This is a genomic window from Spirosoma aureum (assembly GCF_011604685.1).
GTDB lineage: Bacteria > Bacteroidota > Bacteroidia > Cytophagales > Spirosomataceae > Spirosoma > Spirosoma aureum.
The window spans coordinates 6387844-6404734 of record NZ_CP050063.1; the positions used below are offsets into that span (position 1 = coordinate 6387844).

The window sequence follows — 16891 nt, forward strand, 5'->3', positions numbered from 1 at the left end:
TCACTAATGATGTGCATAAAATCGTGGCACGGCAACGGCCGACCGTGGTGATGCATTCAGGTATTTTATAACTATGGCAGAGCGAACGCTACATATTGGTTTCCTTTTTTTGCCCCAAGTTTTGCACCTCCACAGGCAATTACTACAAATTGTTTTCCGGCCACCTGATACGTAGCGGGCGTAGCAAATCCAGCAGCTGGCAGATCAGTTTCCCAGAGTAGCTTGCCGGTTTTCTTATCAAAAGCCCTGAATTTCTCGTCTTTTGTAGCCGCAATAAACAACAGGCCACTTGCCGTTATAACCGGACCCCCATAGTTCTCCGTACCCGAATTGCGAATCCCTTTGGCTTTTAAGTCTTTGTCTTCCCCCAGCGGAATTTTCCACAAGTATTCTCCTGAATTAAGATTGATTGCATTAAGCGTGCCCCAGGGTGGTGCAATAGCCGGATATCCCTTGCTATCCTGAAACTTGTTATACCCTGTGATTTTATACGGCAGGTAAGGTTGCTTTACTTTCAGCATAGCAGCCGAACTACCCACCTCCTGCTTTTCATCACCGAACAAAAACGCCAGTAATGCCTGCTTTTCCTCCGCCGATAGTGCCGTAAACCCAGGCATCATCCCTTTGCCATTGCTCACAATCTGGGTCACATAAGGCCGGTCGCGTCGCTGGCCAATATCAATCAGCGACGGATAGCCGCTACGGGCGTTGCCTTTCCGTTCGGGACCGTGACAACTGATGCAGTTCTGGGAATATACCCGCTGGCCGGGACTAAGGTGCGCCAGTTCATCGTTCTTAGGCGCGTCAATCATCTTAAAAATCCACGGAACGTCGTTGGCATTGACGTACAGAATACCATCCGGATCAGCGGCTGCCCCACCCCATTCGGCACCGCCATCGGTGCCCGGAAACATCAGACTGCCTCGTTTACTAATCGGCTCAAAAAAGCGCTTACCTACCGAACGAAAAACGGTCAACAGCGAATCGCGGTCGCCCGAATGCGGATTTATATCTGCTTCGGTCATAGTCTGCCGCGCAAACGGGGCTGGCTTTTGCGGAACGGGCTGGGTTGGCCAGGTCATTTCGCCGGGAATATCCGATTTAGGTACAGGAACTTCCTTAATCGGAAACAGTGGCTTACCCGTAACCCGGTCAAAAACGTAAACAAAACCGGCCTTGGTGACCTGTGCAACAGCGTCTATTTTCCTGCCATTCTGAGTTACCGTAATCAAGTTGGGCGGAGCCGGAAAATCGCGATCCCAAACATCATGATGAACGGCCTGGAAATGCCAGAGTCGTTTACCTGTTTTGGCGTCAAGTGCCAGCAAACAGTTGGCAAACAGATTCTGGCCCAGTCGGTTTCCGCCATAAAAATCATAGGAAGCCGATCCGGTTGGCACGTACAGGATTCCCCGGCGACGGTCAACGGCCATCCCCGACCAGTTGTTTGCAGCACCAATATCAGGGTTTCTATAGGCTTCCTTAGGCCACGTATTGTAGCCATATTCGCCAGGATACGGAATGGTGCGGAACGTCCAGGTTAGTTTGCCGGTCCGAACGTTAAAGGCCCGAATATAACCTGGTGCACCGCCAACCTCTTCGGCAACCCGAACCGGCATCACAATTAAATCGCCAAAAAGTGTACCGGGTGTATTTGAGATCACGAACTTATCTTTGGCAGCTTCTCCCAGGCCTTCGTGGAGGTCGGCATGACCATTCTCGCCAAAGCTCGGAATGATCTTTCCAGTTCGGGCGTCGAGTGCATACAACAACGGTCCGACCGTATATAGTATGCGTTTCTCATCACCCGACTGCCAGTACGTAACCCCCCGACAGGTGCTATACCAGGTTTTGAGGGGGTCACCAGCTTTCCATATTTCTTTGCCGGTTGCCGCATCAAGCGCAAAAACCTGAACAGTAGGCGTAACGCCATATAAAACCCCATCAACAATAATCGGATTGGTCTGAATCTGACCACTATCTCTGGCTGCATAGGTCCAGGCTACTTTCAGCTTAGAAACGTTGTCGGGGGTAATTTGGCTGAGAGCCGAGAAATGATTTCGATCAGGTCCGCCAAGGTATTCGCTCCAGTTTGTATTATCGTTGGGCTTATCGTCAGTCAGGTTCGGCTTAAAATGGGACCAGCCAAACGCAAGTGCAGCCAGTGCACCAAGAGGTAAAAGCAGTCGTTTCATGTAGGAGCAGGAGTAGTTCAGCAAAGCTACATCAAAACGTAAACTTATCGAATGTCATCAAACCATCGTTTAAGCCTGTCAGGCGAATACCCGATTCCCCATAGGAACCCAATAGCCAGAAAAATACTGTTTGCCTTCCAGAAGCCCCATTTAGCTACACGCCGATCCGACGATTCCACGATTCGATTCACCTGACGAACGCGCCCAAACTGCACCAGTTTCAGTAACAGATCAGCTTCTTCCATAATGGGCATTGTGTCGGAATAGCCTCCTACAGTGGCAAACTGTTCACGGCGGCAAAAAATAACCTGATCGCCAAAAAGCAACCGTCCTCCCTTGAAAAAGAAGAGGTAGGGGCGGAATAATAACGGGGCGTAGTAAGTCTTGATGTAGTTATGAAACGAGGTCAGCCAACGGGTTGTCGTCGGACCACGCATGATGGAAATAAAACCACCCGCAGCCGTTTTTGGGTCTGCTAGTGTATGCAGAATGACTCGCAACGCATCGTCGGGTAAGGTTGTATCGGCATGGAGGAAGCATAGGATATCGCCGGATGCTTTGGCAGCACCGATATTCATCTGATGAGCCCGCCCTACCTGCGTACTCTGGAGCACACGCAACGCCCGGAAGCAGGGGCGCGTGGCTTCCGCTAATTGGCGGGTTCGATCCGTACTGCCTCCATCAACGACAATGATTTCGAGCGGCTCCGGACACAATCGCTGCAACAGCCGCAAGGTGCGTGGTAGCGTCTTTTCTTCATTAAGGGTTGGAATGATGATGGAGACATTGGGCATAGGCTTACTAAACCAATCCTGAGCAATACAGTTTATCGATTGGCATAAGAAATATCAATCATCTATCTATCATTCATCCCCTATCCTTCCCTATCGTGTTCCGGTTTATTCCTACTATTCTTCTAAAACAGTTATTTACCCGTAATAGCCTCCGCAATACCCCTGATGGTTTTACGTTTTCGCTTAAAAATCGTCTAGCTGATGAGCAATTTACGGGTCTGCAACGAGCACGTATCGACGGACGCGAGTACCCAGCCGAAGCGTTTACGTTAAAGCCTGATGGTGCCCTACCCGTGGCACTCACTAGTATTTCTGCACAGAACCCATTCGCTTTCCCGCTACGGCAATCCGTGCAGGTTCGGGCGATTACCCAACCGCTGGAACCCGGCAAACATACACTCGAAATCACGCTCCATACACAACCGTTTGGAACCATTACACTGCTTGTCGAGGACGAATTACAACCCGACGAACCGACCACTGGCAACCAGTCGCAACCCGCTATTCCGCGTGACCGGGTCAATGATTATTCAACAGATGCGATCAGCCAACGACGCCAGTTCCTGACTGAATTCTCTCAAACGCTTCCTGAACATCTCATTCAGAACTCGTTCGATCCGGCTCGTGTCCAGCAGAATTGCGAAAGTTTTGTGGGAGTAGCACAGGTTCCTATTGGTATAGCTGGCCCGTTACGCGTAAATGGCGAACAGGCCCAGGGCGACTTCCTGATACCACTGGCCACTACGGAAGGAACGCTGGTAGCAAGCTATAATCGGGGAATAAAACTCATCAACCTAAGCGGTGGTGTCCTCTGCACTGTTCAGGATGGCGCGATGCAACGGGCGCCTGTATTTGAGTTTGCCGACGCTCGGCAGGCCCGTACTTTTGTACACTGGCTGGAAGGTCAGCAACGCGAATTGGCCGCTGAAGCCGAAGCGACTTCGTGCTTTGCCAAACTTCGCTATGTGGACACTTACCTGAACGGTAAGCTGGCTTTTCTTCGATTTGGCTACGAAACCGGCGATGCTGCCGGGCAAAACATGGTGAGTAAAGCCACGCTGGCCGCCTGTAATTACATTTTACAGGAATACGGACTTCTGTCACCAGGTAGCATTGAACATTTCTTTCTGGAGTCGAACATGGCTACAGACAAGAAACCCTCCCAACTGAACATTCTGCGTACTCGAGGCAAGCGCGTAACGGCTGAAGTTCGCATTCCAAGGGCATTACTGATTCGGGAATTGCAGGTAGAACCCGAACAATTGGTCCATCATGCACGCATCGGCGACGTTGGCGCCCGTTTGGCCGGAACGAATAACAACGGGCTTCATTCGGCCAACGGGCTGGCTGCGCTCTTTATCGCTACCGGTCAGGATGTAGCCTGTCTGGCAGAATCGTCTGCCGCGATTACATACTCCGAAATCACCCCGGAAGGGGATCTTTACGGTTCGATCACCTTACCCTCGCTCGTTGTCGGGACAGTTGGGGGCGGAACCGGACTGCCCACCCAGCGTGAATGCCTGGAACTGATGGGCTGTTATGGAACCGGAAAGGTCAATAAGTTTGCTGAAATTGTAGCTGGGGTCATCGCTGCCGGAGAGCTATCGCTGGCCGCAGCTATTTCGTCTCTCGATTGGGTATCAAGCCATGATGCAACACGTAATAAAGCAATTTGATACCTACGGACGAACAGGGGAACCTGCCTACCCACCCCCATTGATAAGTGTCCATTTCATAGTGTAACGCCCAATGAAATACCAGGTGGCCAGGAAGACCTTATCTGTAACTAGCATAGCACTCATCACTGGAATAACGCAAAAAGGGGCTCTTGAGCCCCTTTTTGCGTTATTCCAGTGTATTTATGAATGTCTGCGGATCAATCTGCACGAACAATTGGCCTAACTCCGACCTGAGTTACCAAACCGCCTGTTGTTATTGCTTCCACTGCGACTGTTCGTGCTATCAGCACTGCTCGTACCGCGCCGGAAAGAATTGTTATTCGATGAGCCATTACCGCGACCCTGACCACCGCGATTACCGCCACCATTCCGGCCTTGCCCCTGCCGGGGTTGCGCGGGCGTTACAGTAGAGACCGATATATCAAGAACATACGGATGGTCTTCAATAACCGGAACGCGTTTACCGATCAGCTTATGAATATCCTTCAGAAAATCAGTTTCTTCCTGATCGCAGAACGACAACGCGATACCATCATTACCAGCCCGACCTGTCCGACCGATTCGGTGAACGTAGGTTTCAGGAATATTCGGCAGTTCATAGTTGATCACGTGAGAGAGCTCATCAACGTCGATACCACGAGCAGCAATATCCGTAGCGACCAACACTCTCGTCTGGCGGCTTTTGAAATTTGACAAAGCCCTCTGACGGGCATTCTGCGATTTGTTACCGTGAATGGCTTCGGCCTGAATTCCGGCTTTCAGCAAGTCTTTGGCTACTTTATCGGCTCCGTGCTTGGTGCGGGCAAAGACCAGAGCTGATGCAATCTGCTTATCGTTGAGCACATGAACAAGCAGTTTCCGCTTGTCTTCCCGCCCAACAAAATAAACGGCCTGCTGGATCGTATCGGCCGTAGACGATACGGGTGTGACCTCAACTTTAGCCGGTTTGTTCAGGATTGTGTCTGCCAGTTTAGCCACATCGGGCGGCATTGTTGCCGAGAAAAACAGCGACTGACGACGTTCAGGTAAACGGGCGATAATCTTTTTAACGTCATGGATGAAACCCATATCGAGCATCCGGTCGGCCTCATCAAGGACAAAAAACTGCACATCACGGAGCGAAATGATACCCTGACTCATCAGGTCGAGCAAACGACCAGGCGTAGCGATCAGAATATCGATACCGCTTTTCAGGGTATTTACCTGCGAATGTTGGGAAACACCGCCGAAAATAACCGTATGACGAAGGTTCAGATGGCGGCCATAGGCAGCAAAGCTCTCGTCTATCTGAATGGCTAATTCGCGGGTTGGTGTCAATACCAGTGTTTTAATACGACGGGGGGCAGCTGGATTTTTGCTACGCTCTTCGTTAAGCAATTGCAGAATTGGAATCGCAAAAGCAGCCGTTTTACCGGTACCAGTCTGGGCGCATCCCAGCAAATCCCGGCGGCTCAACAAAATGGGTATGGCTTGCTGCTGAATGGGTGTCGGGGTAGTGTATCCTTCTTCGGCAAGTGCCTTCAGGATCGGATCAATTAATAATAAATCGGTAAATTGCATGTGTTGGCTGGACGTCGAATGCCGGATGTTTTTGACGGTAAGCAAGGGTGCCTAAACTTATAGTCCCGCTTCCAACGGCCAACGTCTAAATTGAAGTTATTTAGTTGTACAACTGCAATAAGGCAAATAAAGTGCCATTATCACCAAACAGCAGAAAAGCGCAACCCATAAGCTTAACGGTTATGGATTGCGCTTTTCTGCTGTTGGTGATATGTTTGGCTACTCGATGAGAGCCGCCAAGATTAGCCTACAAAAGATGTAGTGTTTATTCATAGATGCTCCCGGCGGCTGTCTCGACAATACCTTTTGGCAACAACCAGGCCATCAGTTTACCGAGTTTATTCAGTACGCCCGTAACAACCTCGGCCTTTCCGGCCAGTGTTGCCTCAACCGCCTGACGGGCAACTTCGGTAGGCGTCATATTAACACGCTCGGCGGCTTTACGCCCTTTCTCGCCAATCTGCGCCCGATCAACGAAGGCCGTGTCGGTAGCACCGGGGCAAACACAGGTAACCGAAACCGACGACCGTTTCAATTCCAGACGCAGACCCCTGCTAAACTGAAGCACGAATACTTTAGACGCAGAATATAAACTCAGCCCCGGTATTGCCTGATAGGCTGCGGAGCTGCCAATATTCAGAATATAAGCTTTGGATAGCTGGCGAAGCTGTGGTAAAAACAGGTAGGTCAGTTCAACAAGGGTGGTCATGTTGACCCGCATCATATCGGTATGTTCGGCCAGCGAGTGCTTTTCAAACGGACCGCTTAGGCCATATCCTGCATTATTGATCAGAAACTGAATGGCGTAATTCTTTGTCTGACACCAGTCAACTACCCGTTGGGCAGCTCCAGTTTCTGCCAGATCGGCAGCCAGAAAATCAGTTTTGACTCCGTGAGTCGCGGCCAATCGCTGAGATACCTCCTGCAACAATGCTTTCGAACGAGCGACCAGCAGCAGGTCGAACTTCCGGCGAGCCAGCTCTTCAGCAATCGCCAATCCGATGCCTTTGCTGGCTCCCGTAATAAGCGCGTAAGCCATAAATGGGTTGTGGTTTTCAGTCTCCAGTTTTCGGTGTGTCGGGTGATTTTACATCAAGCTGAGCTACACGGAAAACTGGAGACTGAAAACTTAAATATTAACTTTTGAAATAAACCGGTGGTAGAACGGTGTCTTGCTGTTTTCGTGTTTGGGCATATACTTGCCCGTTACGACTGGCACGTACATAACACGACGGCGGCTAGCCTCACCTGTAAAGGGCGACTGCTGTGCCCGGTGCCAAAGCCGACCATCATGAACGCTGAGGTCACCGGCATTGATATCGAATCCGATTTCATGTTTATCGGGGTCGTTATCAACAAAGTACCGCTTACGGAACAGCATTTTAAATAAGCCCTGCTTGTGCGTACCGGGAATAACGCGCAATCCACCATTTTCGTAGGGGGTCGGATTCAGGTGGATGCCTACATTCAACATCGGCATGATACGCTGGCCGAGGAAAATATCGCGGGGGCTATCGGTGTGCCAGCCCATTTGCGAGAATTTACTATTCGGGTTCCGAATGTAGTGATTAAGAATAAGTCCGTCTTTTTCAATTTCAGCAATTCGTCCTTCGTAGGGCTGGAGTAAATCAACAGCGGCCTGCAGGCGAGGATCCTGCAAAAACTCATGTAAGGCCGTGCTGTGCTGAGAGAGAAAGCACATCCGCTGAATCATCGGATTACCGGCTTCGTCCTGACCAAACTTCAACGGCACTCCGTTTACTTTGTCACGGCCTTCGGCAAGCCACTCCTTCTCGATTCGTTCAACTTCACTAATGAATACTTTGACCGTTTCGGGATTAATAAAATTACGAAAAACGATAACGCCGTGTTTATTGAAAAACTGACGTTGTTCTGGGGTAATAGTTTCGCCCAGCGTAAAGGGCGGTAAATCGATTTTGCTCATATCGGTGGTTTACAATTCGGGGTCTCCGCTTTAGGTGCCAACCGGTGGCTACGCCTTGTCAATCAGGAATAACCATAATGGTTTATTAAGCCCCAAATCTACTAAATTTACAATTTTCAGATTACTTTGCTGACATTTAATTAATCAGGCTTTAATTAACGGTTCATTCAATCCTTGTGTCTTTACTCTGTTTCAGGCTCCTGATCCTTTTGTTAATCAGCACGTTATCCACCCTTTCAGGTGAAGTTTGGGCTCAATCAGACAGCCTTACTTTACCGGTTCAGGCTCTCAAATCAAAAGACCCCAAAACGCGCCATACCCTAATTTTACCATTAGTCGCTCGATCAATCGAGACAGATTGGTCGGTGGGTGTAGCTGGTTCATTCACCTTCCGATTCAATCGATTCGATACGGTCACTCGAACCTCTAACACACAAGCGCTGGTTTTATACTCACTTCGTCAACAATTTATTACAGCCATAAACGGAACGACTTATTTTCCGGGAGAACGCTATATCTTAAATCACCAGCTGTCGTACAGTTACTTCCCCGATAAGTTCTGGGGACTGGGAAAAATCGCTCCTGATCACAATGAAGAACCGTACACGTTCCGGCAATATTATGTGTATCTGCACTTACAACGCAAGCTAAAAGAACGTTTTTTTGGTGGCTTTCTTTATGAATACCAGCGGCTCCTGGCTGTCGATCATATAGCCGGTGGCCTGTTCGACCAGCAGCACGTAGCCGGGCGTGATCCGTATCATATTTCCGGTGCCGGACTTAGCCTCACTTACGACACGCGCAACAATGCCTTCGCGCCCGACCAGGGATCGCTGATGCAGGTATTTTTCAATCATTTTACACCCTGGCTAGGCTCCAGTTTCCGGTATACCGCCTATGTCATCGACCTGCGTCGATTTATGCGCCTATACCGCGATCAGGTGCTGGCCGTGCAGGCTTATGCGCAATTTAATGCGGGCGATGTACCGCTTCGCAGTCTGGCCAGTTTTGGCGGCTCCAACAGTATGCGTGGTTTTTATGACGGTCGCTTTCGGAGTAAAAACCAGCTTGTTTTACAGGCCGAATATCGCGTACCGATCATCTGGCGACTGGGGGCCGTCGGTTTCGCGGGTCTTGGCAACGTGGGCGACCATCTGCGTGATCTGAATTTTCAGGAGCTTAAATTTTCCTATGGAGGTGGCCTTCGCGTGGCTCTGAACCGAAAAGAACGGCTTAATTTACGCGTTGACTATGGCTGGGGATTTGGCGAAAGCACTTCTCATGGTCTTTATTTTCAATTGGGCGAAGCCTTCTGATCCACGGGCTCGCTTACATTATTCCACCCGCTTAGCGCGATCCGTTTGCCCAGCCAATACAATGGATATGTGAACACAAACGCACCCAGCACATCGATTGTGTAATGAACATGCTGCACCAATAACAGTGCACCCACAAGCAGTGACCCAACAAAGGCAAACAGCCGATCCCACCAGCGACGAAGGCATAGGAACATCAGAAAGATGGACGATGTATGTCCGGAATAAAACAGGTCTTTGGTGATGTATGTCTTGCCGTAAAACGCATTGCTGAGCGGATCAATAAGCGGAATCAGGCCAATGGGCGGATTAAGCGGAAATAAGTTTATGCTTAGCATCCGTGACAGACTGACAACGATATAGCCATACACAAACATCATGAATACGGCCGGACTAAACCGGGCACGAATGAGTAAGAGTAAAGCCGTAGCCCAGATGATCAAAAAAATCCACAGCGATACATCGCGCGGAGGGAGCTGATTGAGTACCCAGTCGTTTAATACGGGGCCTGTGTGCCGCTCGATGGTCTGAAAAAAGACTGGAAATGTAAACAGCAAGGCAAGCGTGCAGATCAGTCCAATTATAAATTTCCAACGAAATACGGAAGATCGCCAGGCCGCTTGCCAGACCAGGTCGCCGGTCGGATTAGGTGAAAGTATCGACATTAGTACTGTAAAAGGGCGCAAATCTACAAATAGCCCTATGATTCTATTGGTTTGTTTCCTGTAACAACTGATTACTTATTCCTTTCTACCAGAATCAGGCCGTAATAGTTGCAGGATGAGTGTATTTTACTGATCAAGTGGCCTTTTAGGGACCGTTCAATCAGGATTGTATCCATTACCATTCGGGTGAAATGGATGATCAGACCAACGGCTCTGCGTGGTTATATCAAACGTATTCAGCTTGTAGATGCCCTGTTCTTAATCGATCCCGAACCTCCATTAACGCAAATCCAAGCTGATTTTTCCCAGGCCATTTCTGTGGTGTTTCGCAATCAGGGTGGTCTTTGGCTAAGCCAATTCCCCAGATTGGGTCAACAGGGCTGGCTTCGACCAGAACCCGCTCCCCCGTATTTAACAAAAAAGCCTTCAGGTCTGGGTGTTGCGAAAATTTATACTCATTGGCCGCAACAACGATTGCCACGCATGTCGAATCCCAAACGGCCGGGTCGAAATTTCGAACCAGACGGCCTAATTTTTTGGCCTCAGCTGGCGACTGACAGCTTAGAATTTGCTCCAGAACGTCGGTATCATCGAATAATCTCGCTTTCTCAGCCATCATGTAATGCTCAGCCGAACGATACTGTACTCCATTTACGTCAAACGGAGCGACCCACCACTGGCTAAAGCAGGCCTCTCCTATTCGTCCGTCTTTACGTGGTTGATGCCCCCAGAAAAATAGGTATTTAAGCCGTGCTGATTGCTCGCACTTCTCCAGCAGCCAGTTCATCGTGTAGTTCATCGCCTTACACCATCAGCAGTCGCCAAATCCCTGAAATCAAGAGCAACAACAATCCAACCGGCGTCAACACTTTCCAGCACAGAAACATCATCTGATCGACCCGAACGCGCGGGAATGTCCAGCGAACCCACATCTGCAACAGTACAGCCAGAAATACTTTAGAAAGCAACCAGAAAGCAGCGGTCAGATTTCCCCAAACCGTACCGGGGGCACCGCTTGTCCAGTCAGCCAGCCGAACCGGCCCAATGTTGGGTAAGGGCGTGTTCCAGCTACCCAGAAACAATACCGCGCCCAGGAATGATACCAGCAACATCATGGCATATTCGGAGAGATAGAGCAGCGCAAAACGCATTCCCGAATATTCGGTATGAAAGCCGCCAACAATCTCTGATTCGCCTTCGGGCAAATCGAAGGGCGCCCGGTTGGATTCGGCCAGTGTGCAGATAAAAAACACAACATAAGCTACCAGTAAAAACGGGTTTCGGACGATGTTCCAGGAAAAAATACCGCCCCAGCCCGTTACGTCGATACCCGTTGATTTCAGACCAAAGAGATAATTCGTTTCGTGCGTGAATATGCCTTGCTGAAAACTGATCTCCTGTAGGTTAAGCGTCTGACAGATCATCACCACACTGAGAATCGTTAGCCCCAGCGGAATTTCGTAGGAGATAATCTGTGCCACCGACCGCATGGCCCCAAAGAGCGAGTACTTGTTATTGGAACCCCAGCCAGCCATCAGGATACCGACAACATCGAACGAAACGATGGCCATCAGATAAAACACTCCAACGGCCGCATTGGACCCTTGTAAATCGGGCGTAAGCGGCAGTACGGCAAAACCGGCAAACACTGAGGCAAAGATGACCGCCGGGGCCAGCAGAAAAAGCCGACGATCGGCCGCTGTTGGCACGATATCTTCTTTCTGTAGCAGTTTCAGCAGATCGGCAAACAACTGGAGCAAACCCCACTTACCCGTTTCCATGGGGCCAAGACGGTCCTGCATGAACGCGGATACTTTCCGCTCTGTGTATACGCCGACAACTACAAAGCCGGACGCTATGGCAAGAAAAATGGGGAGAGCCAGCATAAAGAATTAAAGAATTCATGACTTTCGCCCAAAGCTGTGCCACGGTTACCTATCGGGATAAATCAAACCGTGGCACAGCTTTGGGCGAAAGTCAAGGAATTAATCCTGAAGCGTGGCGAATAGCTTATTCGACACGCTTCAGGATTAATTAAAACTCAGCAGTTTTCGGAGCGCGTGGAAATGGAATTACATCACGGATATTGCCCATGCCTGTTACGAAAAGCACCAATCGTTCGAAACCAAGGCCAAAGCCCGCGTGTGGTGCCGAACCGAACCGGCGCGTATCCAGATACCACCATAAGGCTTCTGGCTCGATACCTACTTCATGCATCCGGGCAACGAGCTTATCGAAATCATCTTCGCGCTGCGAACCGCCGATTATTTCGCCAATGCCCGGAAAGAGCACATCCATAGCCCGAACCGTCTTACCATCCTCATCCTGCTTCATGTAGAATGCCTTGATCTCACGCGGATAATTCGTCAGAATAACCGGCTTTTTGAAATGCTTCTCCACCAGATACCGTTCATGTTCTGACTGTAGATCGACACCCCAGCTAACTTCATACTGGAACTGGCCCTTTTTGGCAGGCTTTGAATTCACCAGAATCTCAATAGCTTCCGTATAGGTAAGCCGGACAAATTCATTGCTGATCACGAACTGGAGTTTTTCCAGCAATCCCAGTTCGCTTTGCTCTTCCTTCTTTTTGGTTTTCTCTTCCTCTTTCAGGCGGTTGTCCAGAAAAGCCAGATCGTCGGCGCAGTGTTGAAGGGCGTACCGAATAACCGTCTTAACAAAATCTTCGGCCAGATTCATGTTGTCTTCCAGCTCGTAGAAGGCCATCTCCGGCTCAATCATCCAGAATTCGGCCAGGTGCCGCGTGGTGTTGGAGTTCTCAGCCCGGAACGTCGGACCGAACGTATAAATCTTACCCAACGCCATGGCGCCCAGTTCGCCCTCCAGCTGGCCCGAAACCGTTAAGTTGGTTTCACGACCAAAAAAGTCCTGACTGTAATCAACCTTTCCCTCTTCGGTTAGGGGCGGTTTGGTGGCGTCAAGCGTTGTAACGCGAAACATTTCGCCCGCGCCTTCTGCGTCAGAAGCGGTTATGATGGGCGTATTGAGGTAATAAAACCCATTGTCGTTGAAATACTTGTGCACGGCAAAAGCCAGCGCATGGCGAATGCGCAGAATCGCACTAAAAGTATTCGTGCGTGGACGCAGGTGAGCTATTTCTCGCAGAAACTCCAGCGAGTGTCGCTTGGGCTGCAATGGGTACTTGTCAGGATCGGCCGGGCCATAAACCTGAACAGTAACGATTTTGACCTCAACAGCCTGCCCTGCTCCCTGCGACTCAACTAACGGACCAGTAACGGCTATACAAGCGCCAGTTGTGATGAGTTTCAGCGTGTCTTCAGAGAGCTGACCTGCCTCAGCAACTGCCTGTATATTATTAATCGTTGAGCCGTCGTTGAGCGCAATAAATACGGCGTTTTTACTTTCGCGCTTGGTGCGGACCCAACCCTTGATGGTCACATCAGTGCCAACGGGTAATGTTTTTAAAACTTGCTGAATGGGTAAATAACTCATGCTGAAACGACAACCGGATTGTGTTCGGTCCGCAAAAATACAGATTGTAGGCTGAATAGCCCACTGTAATTATAAGGTGAAGTTTAGTTAAACAAAACAGACTTTTTGTGCGTATAGGGGTAGCTACCGGTTAGTTTCAGTTTACGAGCTATTCTGTTTAAGTATTACAAAAAAACATTAAACAGAAACGTTTATAAGGCTTCTGGGCAGTATAAATCACCTACTATTTTGAATATAAGACTTTTTATCACGTCGATTCTGATTTCAAATCAGCTTAAATGGAGTGTTTCCTTGCCACCAGAACGAACAATTTCTACCGCTATAGTCCTCTTTTCTCTTAATCGCTCCCCTCAGTATTCGATCGCTTACTAGATGCAATAGGCTCGGTATTGGCAAAAAATAAAAGATATTGTGACCGGTAATTTATTAATCAGCATCCAGTATTTCGTTCTGTTCGCTAACTTTCGGCTCTGTCAGTCCGTCATAGTTCTTGTTTTTTATTTACATTTCCGATGCCCCTTACACTTTATATTGTTCGGCACGCCAAAGCCGAGGATCGATCTCTTTTCATGACCGATCATAGCCGTGAATTAACTTCCGATGGTATTATGGCGGCTGCCCGTATCGGTCGTTATCTGCATACGAAAGGCGTTCACCCCGAAGTAATTATCAGCAGCACAGCGCCACGCGCCAGAGATACCGCTAAAGTTGTTGCCGAGCAGCTTGGCTTTGATCAATCACAGATCCAGTTGGACGATAAATTATATGAAGGAGGTCCTAAAGCGTACCTTGCTGCTATAAACGCCTTGCCCGAGGGGCCACTGTCGTCAATGATTGTCGGGCATAATCCTGATGTATCTTACTTCGCCGAATTTCTGACTCACCAAAGTGTTGGTTCTATGAGCAAGGGAGCCGTAATAGCTGTTACCTTTGATGGCATTAGCTGGGCTGAGGTATCGGGTCGAACGGGCAGCATAGGCTTCGAGATAGCTCCCAAGCAGCTTCCAAAAGATTTGTGAGAAACGATTTACGTAAATTAGTCAGCGTAAATCAAAAATTGTACGTACTACGTGAACCGCAATCGTCGAATTTTTATCATTGTCTTCATTGCCTTTACGGCTATTGTAGCTCTGTTTGCCATTGACATGGCCCGCCGGACAACTGCACCCTGGAACAAGCGCCGGGAAGTTGAACGGGCCTTTCCTGCCGGAAAAGACGGTACGGCAATTGACACCGCTATCACAGACGACGATACATTACTTACCCGTTAGTGACCATGCTAAACTTAGCTGCCGTACACCATATTGCTATTATTTGCTCGGACTACGAAACGTCCAAACGATTTTACACCGAAATACTAGGACTAACGATTCTGGGAGAGGTATATCGTTCTGAGCGGCAATCGTACAAGCTTGATCTAGCCCTTAATGGCCAGTATCTGATTGAGCTGTTTTCGTTTCCGAGTCCGCCCAAACGCCCTTCCCAACCCGAAGCTGCTGGCCTGAGACATCTGGCCTTTGCCGTCGACAATCTCGATACGGCCATCGCACACCTGACTCAGCAGGGCGTAGTGACTGAACCTGTCCGAATTGATGAACACACGGGCCGTCGCTTTACTTTTTTTGCCGATCCAGACGGCTTGCCACTGGAACTGTATGAAGAGCCAAAGTCCTGAACAGATTAAACACTTTCCAGGAAAACACGCTATGTTTACCAAAAAGCAACGCGCCTGACCAGTTATCCGGTCAGGCGCGTTTGGTATAAAAAGACAGGACTCCTAAAGTGGGTTCTGTACAATTGCCTTATTTGCATTTATTTCCCGTCGTGGAATCAAAAACTCCCACTGATTATCGCCCGCCGGTACGTCGAAGAGAACCACTACGGCGCTACTCAGGTTAGCTCCATTCCGGTTCAGAGGAAGGTTCATGCGTTTCAGGTCGGTAAACCGAAACCCTTCACCCCACAGCTCAATACGCCGATTAAACAGAATCTCATCCATTAGTTGAGTACCCGTTTTGGTCGATAGTTTGTAGGATGGATCACGTTTGCTAACCAGATCAAATAATACGCTGGCAGCACCCGTTGCATTCCCCAGGCGCGCCTGGGCTTCGGCCTCAATCAAGTACATTTCGGCAGAACGCATATAGGGAATATCGCCCATAGCGCTCGTCGATGGTGTACCCGGCAACCGGAACTTCTGGTTTAAGTAAGGCACCCGAACTCCGCCCGTCGGTACTACCGAATTAGTCGCTGTAGGTGTTTTAACCCACATTTTCGAGCGCACATCTGTCGCTGGAATCTGATCATACAGCGTACTGTTAATCTGTTTGGGATCTACGCGGATGTTTGTGGAATTATAATTGCAGGAGATGTAGGAGTGAAAAGCACCAAAAAACTCCGACTGATCTTCGAGGTGATCGAATCCCCAGATCCATTCGGGATTGCTGATATCCGAAAAACCATCCTGATACTGGGCTACACTCATTGGCGCATACCCCTTGCGGGCTTCAGCGGCAAACTTGGCGGCATCTGCCCAGTTTTGCTGGGTGAGCGCTACGCGGGCCTGAAAGCCTTTAATTACCTCAAGGTTGATGTGTGACTTATAGCTACGGGTCGATGTAAGGAGCGCAGCTGCATCGACCAGATCCTTATTAATCTGCGTATAGATGTCCTCAACAGTCGCACGGGTCAACCCTTCAGTTGTCGGTGTCAGCACCAGCGGTACACCAAGCTGGCTATTCGGTTTTGCAGCGGCATTATATCGCTTCCCAAAAAGCTGTACCAGGTTGAAATACGAGAAAGCCCGTAATCCCAGCGCTTCGCCCTTAATCTGATTTTTCTCCGACTGGGCTCCCGCTGCATTATCGATATTCGCAATGGCGATATTGGCATTCCCGATCAGTCGGTAATACAGTTCGTAAGGCAACTGGTTGCCTACTGCTGTTTCGGAGCGGTGTGCCTGCCAGCGTGTTTCGGGAAGGTGCCAGGTGTTCGATGTATTAGCAATTATGACATCTTCGCCCATTACGTCCAGGATGATCATCATGGCCGGATGCCCAAAATGCCCCTGTGAACTTAAATACCGTACGACCATAGCCCGGTATATGCCATTAATAGCCGCCGTAGCGTTTTTCGTGGTTGAATAGGCCGCTCCGGCATCGATACTACCGGTAGGCGATGTTTCTAAGTATTCTTTTTCACACGCTGTTGTAAGCAGGCCCAGAGCCAATACCAGCGTCAAATATCTTTTTTTCATGAGTTGT

15 protein-coding genes are annotated in these 16891 nt (G+C 49.4%); 5 read left to right on the forward strand and 10 right to left on the reverse strand.

Features of this window, described 5'->3' with window-relative positions; translation table 11 throughout:
* Positions 1 to 71: 71 nt before the first annotated feature.
* Positions 72 to 2195, reverse strand: coding sequence for an outer membrane protein assembly factor BamB family protein (locus tag G8759_RS25380; protein ID WP_167214530.1), 2124 nt, complete (start codon positions 2193 to 2195; stop codon positions 72 to 74).
* A gap of 44 nt (positions 2196 to 2239) precedes the next feature.
* Positions 2240 to 2989 (reverse strand): TIGR04283 family arsenosugar biosynthesis glycosyltransferase, encoded by a 750-nt coding sequence (locus G8759_RS25385; RefSeq protein WP_167214534.1) that lies wholly within the window; start codon positions 2987 to 2989, stop codon positions 2240 to 2242.
* 95 nt (positions 2990 to 3084) lie between these two features.
* On the opposite strand from G8759_RS25385, the gene G8759_RS25390 reads away from it, so the two are divergent.
* On the forward strand, positions 3085 to 4665 hold the full coding sequence (locus G8759_RS25390; RefSeq protein WP_167214537.1) for a hydroxymethylglutaryl-CoA reductase: 1581 nt from the start codon (positions 3085 to 3087) through the stop codon (positions 4663 to 4665).
* A 222-nt stretch (positions 4666 to 4887) separates the two neighbouring features.
* On the opposite strand, the gene G8759_RS25395 is transcribed toward G8759_RS25390, so the two are convergent.
* The 3 genes from G8759_RS25395 to G8759_RS25405 form a co-directional block, all read right to left on the reverse strand.
* Positions 4888 to 6228 carry a DEAD/DEAH box helicase gene (locus G8759_RS25395; RefSeq protein ID WP_167214542.1) on the reverse strand — a complete coding sequence of 447 codons (1341 nt, stop codon included), beginning with the start codon at positions 6226 to 6228 and terminating at the stop codon, positions 4888 to 4890.
* A 265-nt stretch (positions 6229 to 6493) separates the two neighbouring features.
* The gene (locus tag G8759_RS25400) at positions 6494 to 7267 is read right to left on the reverse strand and encodes an SDR family NAD(P)-dependent oxidoreductase (protein WP_167214545.1); all 774 of its coding nucleotides are present in this window, start codon (positions 7265 to 7267) and stop codon (positions 6494 to 6496) included.
* 90 nt (positions 7268 to 7357) lie between these two features.
* Complete coding sequence (locus G8759_RS25405; RefSeq protein WP_162388333.1) at positions 7358 to 8173, reverse strand: phytanoyl-CoA dioxygenase family protein; 816 nt, start codon at positions 8171 to 8173, stop codon at positions 7358 to 7360.
* Between the two features lie 176 nt (positions 8174 to 8349).
* Between G8759_RS25405 and G8759_RS25410 the strand changes: the two genes are divergently transcribed.
* The gene (locus G8759_RS25410) at positions 8350 to 9489 is read left to right on the forward strand and encodes a BamA/TamA family outer membrane protein (RefSeq protein ID WP_232073937.1); all 1140 of its coding nucleotides are present in this window, start codon (positions 8350 to 8352) and stop codon (positions 9487 to 9489) included.
* On the opposite strand, the gene G8759_RS25415 is transcribed toward G8759_RS25410, so the two are convergent.
* The 4 genes from G8759_RS25415 to asnS form a co-directional block, all read right to left on the reverse strand.
* Positions 9468 to 10154 carry a phosphatase PAP2-related protein gene (locus G8759_RS25415; protein WP_167214548.1) on the reverse strand — a complete coding sequence of 229 codons (687 nt, stop codon included), beginning with the start codon at positions 10152 to 10154 and terminating at the stop codon, positions 9468 to 9470. The two genes, G8759_RS25410 and G8759_RS25415, sit on opposite strands and share 22 nt — an antisense overlap.
* Before the next feature lie 226 nt (positions 10155 to 10380).
* Positions 10381 to 10941: an NADAR family protein gene (locus tag G8759_RS25420; RefSeq protein ID WP_232073938.1), complete on the reverse strand. Its 561-nt coding sequence runs from the start codon at positions 10939 to 10941 to the stop codon at positions 10381 to 10383.
* Between the two features lie 16 nt (positions 10942 to 10957).
* Complete coding sequence (locus G8759_RS25425; RefSeq protein ID WP_167214555.1) at positions 10958 to 12040, reverse strand: complex I subunit 1/NuoH family protein; 1083 nt, start codon at positions 12038 to 12040, stop codon at positions 10958 to 10960.
* Positions 12041 to 12188: 148 nt separating this feature from the next.
* Entirely contained in the window at positions 12189 to 13628 is a 1440-nt protein-coding gene (gene asnS / locus G8759_RS25430; RefSeq protein ID WP_167214558.1) for an asparagine--tRNA ligase, read from the reverse strand.
* 512 nt (positions 13629 to 14140) lie between these two features.
* Here asnS and G8759_RS25435 point away from each other — a divergent pair.
* The 3 genes from G8759_RS25435 to gloA2 are packed head-to-tail and all read left to right on the forward strand — an operon-like array spanning position 14141 to position 15303.
* On the forward strand, positions 14141 to 14647 hold the full coding sequence (locus G8759_RS25435; protein ID WP_167214561.1) for a SixA phosphatase family protein: 507 nt from the start codon (positions 14141 to 14143) through the stop codon (positions 14645 to 14647).
* Between the two features lie 51 nt (positions 14648 to 14698).
* On the forward strand, positions 14699 to 14899 hold the full coding sequence (locus G8759_RS25440; protein ID WP_162388339.1) for a hypothetical protein: 201 nt from the start codon (positions 14699 to 14701) through the stop codon (positions 14897 to 14899).
* 5 nt (positions 14900 to 14904) lie between these two features.
* Entirely contained in the window at positions 14905 to 15303 is a 399-nt protein-coding gene (gene gloA2 / locus G8759_RS25445) for an SMU1112c/YaeR family gloxylase I-like metalloprotein (RefSeq protein ID WP_167214564.1), read from the forward strand.
* Between the two features lie 102 nt (positions 15304 to 15405).
* On the opposite strand, the gene G8759_RS25450 is transcribed toward gloA2, so the two are convergent.
* Positions 15406 to 16884 (reverse strand): RagB/SusD family nutrient uptake outer membrane protein, encoded by a 1479-nt coding sequence (locus G8759_RS25450; protein ID WP_167214568.1) that lies wholly within the window; start codon positions 16882 to 16884, stop codon positions 15406 to 15408.
* Positions 16885 to 16891 lie beyond the last annotated feature (7 nt).